Genomic DNA, 10376 nt, shown 5'->3' on the forward strand with positions numbered 1-10376 from the left:
CTCAGTTAAAAATTAAGCTTAATGGGTGACCTATTTGGGTAGGTCACCTCTCTTCAAGGTGTTCCTTATGCAAAAAATGCTTTCTCTTATCCTGTCGGTGGTATCACTGACGACCGTTGCTTTTCCTACTTTTGCTGAAACAGCGATGAATCTTGAGTGGCAAGACCTGGACTCAGAGTCTCACGAAATGAAAGTAGAAATGCCGGATCTCACCGATCAACAAATGCGTCTATTACAAGGTGTGATAGCAATGAGTGCATCAGAGGAGAAGCAAGCTCAACAACAGGCTTTATTATTTAAACAAACGCTAAAAGAGCAGGGCGTGGACGCAGACGAAATGATCGCACTGCGTGATGAATACATGCAAACCATGAAAGCAAACGCCGAAGCTATTACAACAGAGTTTGATGGCAAGAAAGTACGAGTTCCCGGTTTCATCGTTCCACTGGAGTTCTCAGAGGGAATGACTGCAACAGAGTTTCTGTTAGTGCCTGTGGCGGGTGCGTGTATCCACATGCCGCCACCACCTGCAAACCAGATTGTGCGCGTGTCTTTCCCTGAAGGCTTTCAGGTACAGAACGTTCAGTACCCAGTGTGGGTTGAAGGTGACTTTAGCTCGAACAAAGTGACTGAAGAGGTCTTCCTCGTAGATGGCAAAAGTAACCTCACCATGGGTTATGAAATGAAGGCTTCGATGATTGAAGACTATTATGAAAAAGAAAATTAATGGTTGTCATCAAATGACAATTTTCAATGTGAGTAATGAATAAAATAAAACTAACTTAAAAAGCACTGGTGACATGATGAACTCAAGATTCTCTAAAGTAAGTATGGCTATTGTGATGGCGGCTAGCCCAATGAGCGGCGTTGTTTACGGCGCTAACTTTGAAGGCCCAGATTCTGTTGAAAATACAATTGCAGAGCAGAAAGCACAAAAGAAATCTTGGAGGGATTCATTAGCTGAAGATGGTTTTACATTTGGTGCAGATTACTTTGCTTTGGGGCTGACCTCTGGGGATGGGGTTGGCGGCGATAGCGTTGATGCATCGTCGGGTGTGGCACGATTATACGGTTCATGGCATCTATTAGGAAACGGCACACAGAACTCAGGTAGCTTAGTTTGGAAGGTGGAACATAGGCATGCCTATGGTGATACTCCGCCAAAAGACTATTCATTCGGCCCGCTTGGCTATGTCGGTGCAATTGGTCCGGCATACAGCGACCAAGGGTTTCGTGTTACGGACTTAAATTGGAAGCAAAAAATCAATGATGGCAAAGGCACCATTATTGTCGGTTGGCAGGATGTAACGAACTATGCGGATGTTTACGCTCTAGCAAGCCCGTGGTCTGGTTTTACTAACTTGGTATTCTCGACAGGCTCAGGTGCGATGGGCTTACCGGATGACGGTGTATTGGCCCTTTCTGCCGGTCATATGCTAGGCGAAAACTTTTATGTGGTCGGTGGTATCGCTGATGCAAATGGTCAGTCAGATGATATTTTTGATGGCTTTGATAGCGCTTTTGGTAGTGATGCGTCTTACTTTACAACACTTGAATTAGGTTGGACGGCTTCACAAGACCTGATTTATACAGACAACTTCCATGTGACGTTCTGGGATTTTGGTGACGATACTCGCCACAGTAATAGCCTTGCAACTGAAGGTGGCTCAGGTGTCAATTTCTCATGGAGTCAGTTTATCACGCCGCAAGTTATGCCGTTTGTGCGAGGTGGTTTCTCAGAAGGTGATGTTGCCCTTTACGATAAATCAATCTCTGTTGGTATGGGTTACTTTGGATTAGGAAAACCAACCAACAATTTAGGCGTGGCACTTAATTGGGCAGAAGTGAATGGTGATTCTTTTGCAGCTGATGCGAAAGCAATAAGTGGTAATACAGAGCAATGGACGGCTGAAATTTACTACAACATGCAACTCAACGATTTCATCCAAGTCACACCTGATATTCAATACATTAAAGATCCTGCGTTCTCCAATGAAAGTAGCGCTTGGGTGTTTGGTGTTAGAGCGAGAGTCTTTATCTAACTTCTCTGTTTGTTAATCGCTGAAACGTAAAGAATAGATGTAAAAAGTGAGCCTGTTCGGCTCACTTTTTTTGTCTTAGGTCTGTATCAAAAGCGGCTATGCTTTTTCGGCTTTGGGCGTGTCATCGAGTGCGAAGTAGATCTTTGAAACAATAATCTCTGCGACCAAGATCGTGAATACCACAGCGAAGAACGCTACGACACCATTCCAAGGGCCTGTGAAATCTACCTTGTCTCCAAACAAGATATTGATGGCTTCCAGCATCACAAACTTAGAGCCCACTAGAATCACGTAACTGGATAAACCGCGATAAATCTTAGGCGCAGTCCCCGGTTTAGATTTGAAGTAATCAGCCAGCTTATGTTCTAAACCGATAGACAATTTGAGCAATAGCTGGAGCAGAATCGCAGCTGCAAATGAGATAGTGAAAGACTCGATATTGACGAAGTCCCAGTATTCATCAAAAAAATTAAGAACGGTTAAATCGACGAGTACCGCAAGCGTGTATCCGACAAAGAGTCGTTGGGGCGTATTAAATCCATATACTTTTTCTATATTGCTCATCTACTTCTTCCTGAGTAAAGGGTTATAAAAAACTTAGGAGTTAATCCTATAATTTTCAAACGCTTATTGTTTTATATGCGAAACAAGTCTTAAAGTCAGTTTGGCGCATTATGGTAAGTAAGGGTTTTAAGAATGATCCAAGATAAGACTCCAATTTAGACAGAGGCGCATATGATTATTCATTTTAGAATCCAAGACGTAGAAGAACTTTGGGGAGCCATCGATTTAGCAACGCTCTTGCAGTTGGAACTGAGAGCAGTATCAACCACACCGTTAACTCTCTGATTGAATTAGTTAAGTTACCAATTACACTTGAAGCATAAGTTTGAATGGAGTCAACTTAATGCTTTCACCCCTATCGCACTATCCCCGTTCTATTATTCTGCTCTTAATGGGCCTCAGTTCTTCCTCGGCCTATGCATCCAATGAATTGATTCAGAACCGCTTAGAGAAGATATTTTCTGTGTCAATTGCGCTGACTGACAGCGATGCCATTTCAATTGGCTTTGTGGATTTTGATCCTAATTCGTTTATCAATTTAAACGACAGTGGTTTTGGCTCAGATAAAACCATCGATACTCGAAGCCAAGTGAGTGTGGGCTCCATCCCTTACTCTTCCGTGATTAAAACGGATGACCCTGACTTTGACCTTATTTGGTCTGTGCGAGGGTCTTATGCGCTTTCTGAACAGGATATTGAGATCTCATCAGATGTGACTCCTGACCGTCGTGTTAACCCAAATGAAGACTCGGTATTGGGCCTGTATGGCTTTTTCGGAGGGCAAAACCATTTAAACCAACATTGGTCTATCGCCTATGGCTTAGGCACTCACTTGCTCTATTACCGCAATAAATACGAATACAACAACAGCTACTCTCAAGCATTTCAATCTCAGCTAGACGGCTACGCGTTGAATACATCAGCATGGGCACTTGTTGCAGAACCTTCAGTCAAACTTCAATACTTGCAACCAAAGGAGTGGGGCAGTTGGAATGTGTCTTCAAGAGTTCGTTACTTTTATGGAACAGGCTGGGGCGAAGCGAACGATGGCGATATCGGTAACCCAGAAGGGATGCGATTCATTAATGAACTAGAGTTTAGGCAAAATGTAGCGCTCGATGCTTGGTCGCTTAATAACCCTCAAATCCACTATAACTTAACAAGAATCGATGTCGCGGGTGATTTGACTGCTCCTTTAGATACGCACTATTACTATGAATTCGGGGCCGGATTAGTATTTGATGTGCCTTACGATTCTTACTTTTTTGACAACTTCGGGATTGGAATTAACTTCAATTACGGCAGCTCACTCAGTGGCGGTAGCTTGTTGTTCTTACTCAATAATTAGTTGTTCCTGATTAATAACTAGCTCTTTCTATTAAACAACTCGTTTCTTCTGCTCAATAGTTAGCATAAGCCTATGCGCTTAATGTTCGATATGTAATTTGAATTTGTATGTGTCGCAAAATGGTAAATATCTTAGTGGAAACTTAGCCATCATAGTCATTCGCCCATCACTAGAGCAGACTATGAATAAGTTAAGTTTTGATCGCAGAGCACCGTTTTACGTTGTCTCTGTGCTTGTCTTAAATACGTTAGTTAGCTTGTGGTTGCTGAGCATCGCTTCCACTGCAGCCATGGTTTTTTCCGTGTGCGCGCTATTTCTCTTATGCACATTGAGCACAGCCCGCTTGTATCGACACGAAGTTAATCAAAGCCAGAACAGTTTGTCTGAGGCGATCATTGATGGCGTGGCTGGCTTTATTGTCCTCGATAGTCAATTGAGAATAATTCAGGTTAATCAGCAGTTTTCTCGAGTCTCTGGTTATGCGTTTGACCAGGTCGAAGCTCGCCCCATTTCTGACCTCTGTTTTATGAATAACAGCGGTCTGGTATCGACTATCGCTACTTCCCTTAAACAAAACCAAAGGTGGAAAGGGGAGTTGAGCGGTGTTAGCCGCCTTGGCGAGCATTTCACGGTTAACGTGGTGGTTGAAAAGCTCTCGGAACTATTACCACATAACGAAAAGTACGTGGTCACGTTTACCGATATCAGCAAACGAAAGGTTTTAGAGCGTCGCTTAAGAGTGCTGGTGGAAACCGATTCACTAACTGGTTGTTGGAATCGACGCCGCTTTGATAACGACTTAAAACATTATTCTAACCTGGCAGAGCGTTATGGTTACACACATTCCTGTTTGGCGTTGATCGATTTAGATCACTTCAAGGCTATCAATGATAATCACGGTCATGACCAAGGTGATTCAGCGCTGAAAGAGGTCGCTGAACTGTTGAGAAACAACAGCCGAGACACTGATATCGTCGCGCGAGTAGGCGGAGAAGAGTTCGCTATCTTGATGCCTGAAACCAATTTGGCAGAAGCGTTTGAGGCGATGTATCGACTGAAAGAAGTGATTACCAAAGGGACAACATTGAACCTGACCGTGAGCAGTGGTGTGTCTGAAATACAGGCGCAAGCCGAAGCGACCTATCGCAGTGCAGATAAGGCACTTTACCGCGCTAAAGGTAACGGGCGAAATAGAGTGTGTAGCTCTAGCCCAGGCTGTGCTACTCCAATTGCCCTTGGTTAGATGTAGGCCGTGCTTGGTTAATCAATCGAGCGAAGCCTAAGCCGAGATTGAGCGTTGGTAAATCTTCGGCGTAAGGCCAGACACACGCTTAAATGCACGAGAAAAATGAGAGATGTTGGTGTAACCGAGTTGGCTAGAAATGTAGGTCAGCGTGTGGCCTTCTTCCATCAGCTCGCAAGCTACAGAAAACATCAGGTTCTCTTTGATCTTTCGATAAGTGGTGTTTTCATTCTTGAGTTTGCGTTGGAACGTTCGCACTGAAAAGTTGAGCAGCTCTGCCGCCTCTTCAAGAGAGAGGTCTTGTTCTTTCATGTACGGTTTTAGAAGCTCATAAATACTATCGGTAAAGCTGGTATGCCACTCAATAAGTGTCGGTTTTGTACTGAGGTCTTTAGACGTAAGACGGATTGGGAGTTGTAAGATCTCATCAGGAATCTGCACAGCAGTCGACGAATGATCAACAAACAGTTGGCAGTTACTTGATACCAGTGTTTTGACGACATCGATGTCATGCCCTTGCAAGCGAACTTTAGTCGGTAACCATGGTGATTGCGATAAAATGGTTATTAACTCGATGATATAAATAACAGCGAAAGCTTCGCCCCATTGAAACATAGGGGAGTTGTCTTCCGGGGCTGTCCGGCAAAACCAGTTCTGACCGTGTTCTTGGATAAACTCGACTTTACTCCCCGGAGAGTCGTAGGAAAAAATCTTATCGATATGTTTGAGCGAATCTCCAATAGTTTCAAACTCGGTAAATTGATGCAAGACATGTGGGATTATTCGACGTCTAAATGCGAGACCAAGGACATCGGTAAACCGAGAGACACCCAGTTGAGATGAGGTCAAATAAATCAAACGCTTAATCGATTCTGATGGTACGAAATCGCTTTCCGACTCGATCAGATCTGGTGGTAAGCCGGAGTCTTTAAGCAATTCATGCAAGTTGAGTCCATAGTCAGTGAAGATTTGAACTAAGATCTTGGCATAACTTGTTTGTATTACTGGGACTTGGTACGGGTTAGCAGCCATGCTCAAATATCCTTGTGCATTGATATATTATTGGACGTGCATATCATTTACGATGTTTTGTTCAGTAAATCTAACCCTATTTACTTGAGTTTTCCATCGCCGGGTTTATTTTTAAAGTATTAATTTTATTGATGTTAGTTATCTAGAAGGGAGTCCCATGTCAGAAGTCAACGGGAATAAGCAAGAAGCCAATGAAGAAGTTGGTCAGCAAGAAAATGGAAAAGACAAAGTAAGAAAGGTCACAAACTACTTATTGTTATTCGTGGCGTTCATGTTGATCTTCAGTGTCATTTCAGACCGCATCATCCCTATTACTGATAATGCTCGTGTAAAAGGTTATATCGTTCCGATTAAGCCTGAGGTGTCGGGTAAAGTACTCGATATTCTGGTTCAACCTAACCAACTAGTTAATCAAGGCGATAAGCTAGCGATTCTCGATGAGTCTGACTACCTCATTGCAGTGCAACAAGCTGAGCAAAACTTAGAGATCGCAGGTCAAAATGTTGGCGCTCAAACCGCGAGCATTGCTTCAGCACAAGCGAAACTCACCTCAGCCATTGTTGAAAGACAAAATACCAAACTGCAAGCTAAGCGTGTTTTAGAGATGGCCGATAAAGGTGTCGTTTCTAAATCAGATGCAGATAAAGCGCGAGCAGCACTAGCGACCTCTAGTGCGGCGGTTGTGAATGCAGAAGCTGACCTTGACCGTGCTAAGAAACAAATGGGTAAAGAAGGCGAAGAAAATAGCCAAGTGAAAGCGGCGTTACTGGCACTTGAACAAGCTCAATTGAATCTAGAGCGCACCGTGATTACTGCACCGACACAAGGTGGTGTCTCTAACTTTAGCCTGTCTGAAGGTTTCTATGCATCAGCAGGGCAAGCAATCATGACCTTTGTTTCAACCGAAGATATTTGGATTGAAGCTTATTATCGAGAGAACAGCCTAGGTAATGTAACGGTCGGTGATGAAGTTGAAGTGGCGTTAGATTTCGCACCGGGCAAAGTGGTAAAAGGGCGCGTAAGTAGTATCGATTGGGGTGTTGATTGGGGGCAAAATGACCATGCAGGTAAGCTTGCTCAAGCTAGCCAACAAACGGGTTGGTTGCGCCAAACACAGATGCTTCCCATAACCATTGAATTTGATAATGAAGAAGTGACAGGCATGCTCCGAGTGGGTGGCCAAGCGGATGTGATTGTTTATAGCGGCGATAACTTTGTATTCAACGCGATAGGCAAAGTATGGATTCGTTTGATTAGCGTATTGTCTTATGTCCGATAAGCCGATTCCTGACCAACAAACACAGCAACGGATCCTGCGATTTACGGTCGGGGTCACGTTGGCTGTTTTCTTGGCGGCGTGGATAAACTGGCCGCTTGCGTTTGTGGCGCCAGTGTTCACAGCTAAGTTCTTAATTGATAAACCAAATCTCCATAAAGAAACGGTCTACGAATTGCTCTTGGCCGTTGTGGTGACAATGGGGTTAGGTTTATTACTGTCGCGAGGAATTACCCATTATCCAATCCCATTGCTGATTTTAGTGGGGTTAATGATGCTGTGGGGTTACTACTTGTTTGTCGACCCAAAATGGAACCTGTTTGCCACCATACTGTTGATTGCGGTTTTGATGTTGCCATTCATGGCGATTGATAACCCCGGCGTGTCAGTAATGCTGGCCTCTGGCTTAGCGACCTCTGGTGTGGTTTCAGTCATGCTTTTTGCGTTAGTGCATGTATTTTTCCCTGAGCCAAAATCGGCGTTCTCAGGCTTCGCTGCTGCGCCACTCGAAAAGAAACAGCGTTGGTATGCGGCCTTTAGGGCGATGATTATCTCCTATCCAGTGGTGTGCTTTTTCTTTATTTTTCAAATATCTGAAGCTTTACTGACAATGATGTTCATTGCGTTGTTATCGTTGATGATTACGTCAGAGAAGTCGATAAAGTTGAGCGCTTTTTTGGTGATAAGTAACGGTATCGGGGGATTGCTGGCGATTGCTGCTTTTTCAATTCTTTCTATAGTACCCAACATTGTCTTCTATTCTTTGTTTATAGGACTTATTGCTATTCTTATGGCTACCAAGATCTACACGGTTCCCGAAAAAGCACCTATTTTCGCCACTGCATTTAGTACGTTGCTCGTACTGGTTGGTAGCACGTTGATGAGCTCCGGTGACATCGATAGCAACACTCTTATACGCATATTCCAATTAGTGTTAATTGGCATATATATGATTTTGGCTTCTCTATTCCTAGAAACACGGAATTGGAAGTTTCTACAAAATCAGCCTTAATTTTGTCTAACAAGGACGTCTCATGAAGTTAACCGATGATTTTTCAAAACAGGCGATAGACGCTGCCATCAAGATCGCAGCGATTGCCATGCTCGTGTATTGGTGTTTTTCGATTTTGCGCCCATTCATTCTTCTGGTGATATGGGGTGCGATCATTGCGACTGCGTTGTATCCAGTGGCGGTCGCAATTTCAAATAAAACCGGGATGTCGAAAGGTAAAGCCAGTGCATTGCTGAGCTTTATTGGTGTGATTCTTCTATTTATTCCTTTGGCGGCGCTTTCTTCTGGTATCTACACCAGCGCGACTGACCTGATGACAGGGCTTCAAGATGGCACATTGTCATTGCCTAAACCGAAAGAGTCCTTACAAGATATTCCATTCATAGGTGAGAAGGTTTATTCAACCTTGGTTGCCGCCTCCAACAATATTGAAGGCACTTTCATAAAGTATGCGGATGAACTTAAACAGTTTGCGACGAAAGCGGCTTCTGTTCTTGGCTCGTTAGGTGGCGGCTTTATTCAGTTCATCATCTCTACCATCATTGCGGGTGCATTCATGAGTAATGCCGATAAATGCAAAACCGGCGTGACTCACTTAGTGGCGCGTTTAACGGGCGGTAAAGGTGAAGAGTTGGTAGAGCTCTCTAAATCGACCGTGCGAAGCGTTGTGCAAGGTGTGATTGGTGTGGCTGTGATTCAATCCATGATGTCGGCAATCGGTTTGGTGATTGCAGGCGTTCCAGCAGCTGCGTTTTGGGCGCTAGCTGTGCTGCTCATTGCGATAATCCAACTTCCACCGATTCTCGCTCTATTACCGGCGATCATCTACATGTTCAGCGTTGAATCGACACTGGCGGCGAGCTTGTTCTTAGTGTGGTGTATTTTGGTGAGCGGCAGTGACGCTATCTTAAAGCCAGTATTGCTGAGCCGTGGCTCTCACATTCCAATGTTGGTAATTCTATTGGGTGCACTGGGCGGAATGGCGATGTCAGGCATCGTCGGTCTGTTTGTCGGTGCTGTGATACTGAGTTTAAGCTATGAGCTGATGATGGCGTGGCTTGGACTTGAAGAGAAAAACCAACAAGAAACTGAGAAAAAACCTGCAGAGGTCGAGGGAAAATAGATGAAGCCAGTCTCTAAAGACGACAACTTCTACTTCTTATTCTATGCACTGTTGGTGTTGTTTCTTGGTTGCGCGGTGATGCAGCAGTTTTATCCGCAAGGCCAGAAAACAATCCTATTTCTTATCATTATTACGTTGGCGAGTTCAATTGCCGGTATTCATAAAGAGCGAGCCTTGTATCGCTCTTGGTATGGGCTTTTATTGATTACGGCGCTCGTGTCTGGCGTGTTTTCATTTTTGGAAGGCTATAACCTGTCGATAGTGACGCTATCGGCGTTGGCTGTGTTCTTGTTTTCACACATTTACTCGGCGTTGAAGCAGGTGATGAAAGCCAAAACGGTGACACCCAATCACATCATCGGCTCCATCTGTATTTACTTGTTGCTAGGGTTTGCTTGGTCGACCATCTACTTGTTAATTTTAGAGATCTTTCCTAATGCCTTTAACGGGTTAGAAGAGCAAGTCTGGCTGACGAACTTGTTTAATGCGATGTACTTTAGCTTTATCACCTTGACTACGGTTGGTTACGGCGACATATCACCAGCTCTGCCTATTGCTCAATTCTTTGTGTTTATGGAATCCATTATCGGCAGCTTTTACTTAGCTATCATGGTGGCGAGTTTGGTGAGCATTCGACTTGCACAGTCTCAGTCCCAATAGAGCATTTACAAATAATAGAGCACATACAAACAAGCCCGGCAATCGCCGGGCTTGTTCTATTTGTGCGCCGAGCATG

10 protein-coding genes are annotated in these 10376 nt (G+C 44.1%); 8 read left to right on the forward strand and 2 right to left on the reverse strand.

The genetic code is table 11. The features are described 5' to 3' along the window. Positions 1-67: 67 nt before the first annotated feature. Together AB4507_RS04345 and AB4507_RS04350 are read left to right on the forward strand one after the other, a co-directional pair. Positions 68-727 (forward strand): DUF3299 domain-containing protein, encoded by a 660-nt coding sequence (locus AB4507_RS04345; RefSeq protein WP_372182284.1) that lies wholly within the window; start codon positions 68-70, stop codon positions 725-727. 73 nt (positions 728-800) lie between these two features. Further along, positions 801-2042, forward strand: coding sequence for a carbohydrate porin (locus tag AB4507_RS04350; RefSeq protein ID WP_372102958.1), 1242 nt, complete (start codon positions 801-803; stop codon positions 2040-2042). A 96-nt stretch (positions 2043-2138) separates the two neighbouring features. On the opposite strand, the gene AB4507_RS04355 is transcribed toward AB4507_RS04350, so the two are convergent. After that, a complete protein-coding gene (locus AB4507_RS04355) occupies positions 2139-2606 on the reverse strand; it encodes a hypothetical protein (RefSeq protein WP_004731619.1) in 468 nt (155 codons plus the stop codon). A gap of 343 nt (positions 2607-2949) precedes the next feature. Here AB4507_RS04355 and AB4507_RS04360 point away from each other — a divergent pair, with 343 nt between their 5' ends. Further along, positions 2950-3954: a Solitary outer membrane autotransporter beta-barrel domain gene (locus AB4507_RS04360; RefSeq protein ID WP_054545669.1), complete on the forward strand. Its 1005-nt coding sequence runs from the start codon at positions 2950-2952 to the stop codon at positions 3952-3954. 181 nt (positions 3955-4135) lie between these two features. Next, the gene (locus AB4507_RS04365; protein WP_372084002.1) at positions 4136-5197 is read left to right on the forward strand and encodes a diguanylate cyclase; all 1062 of its coding nucleotides are present in this window, start codon (positions 4136-4138) and stop codon (positions 5195-5197) included. Between the two features lie 36 nt (positions 5198-5233). On the opposite strand, the gene AB4507_RS04370 is transcribed toward AB4507_RS04365, so the two are convergent. After that, complete coding sequence (locus AB4507_RS04370; protein ID WP_372133073.1) at positions 5234-6229, reverse strand: helix-turn-helix domain-containing protein; 996 nt, start codon at positions 6227-6229, stop codon at positions 5234-5236. 157 nt (positions 6230-6386) lie between these two features. On the opposite strand from AB4507_RS04370, the gene AB4507_RS04375 reads away from it, so the two are divergent. The 4 genes from AB4507_RS04375 to AB4507_RS04390 are packed head-to-tail and all read left to right on the forward strand — an operon-like array spanning position 6387 to position 10300. Then, positions 6387-7508 (forward strand): HlyD family secretion protein, encoded by a 1122-nt coding sequence (locus AB4507_RS04375; protein ID WP_372133076.1) that lies wholly within the window; start codon positions 6387-6389, stop codon positions 7506-7508. Beyond that, positions 7498-8517 (forward strand): DUF2955 domain-containing protein, encoded by a 1020-nt coding sequence (locus AB4507_RS04380; protein ID WP_048606138.1) that lies wholly within the window; start codon positions 7498-7500, stop codon positions 8515-8517. The genes AB4507_RS04375 and AB4507_RS04380 overlap by 11 nt, the downstream gene beginning before the upstream one ends. A gap of 22 nt (positions 8518-8539) precedes the next feature. Continuing rightward, positions 8540-9640, forward strand: coding sequence for an AI-2E family transporter (locus tag AB4507_RS04385; RefSeq protein ID WP_017068458.1), 1101 nt, complete (start codon positions 8540-8542; stop codon positions 9638-9640). Then, a complete protein-coding gene (locus AB4507_RS04390; protein ID WP_017061900.1) occupies positions 9641-10300 on the forward strand; it encodes a potassium channel family protein in 660 nt (219 codons plus the stop codon). It begins immediately after the preceding gene. The last annotated feature ends 76 nt before the right edge of the window (positions 10301-10376 follow it).

Origin of the sequence: Vibrio sp. 10N.222.54.A3 (genome assembly GCF_041474095.1) — a bacterium.
GTDB lineage: Bacteria > Pseudomonadota > Gammaproteobacteria > Enterobacterales > Vibrionaceae > Vibrio > Vibrio crassostreae_C.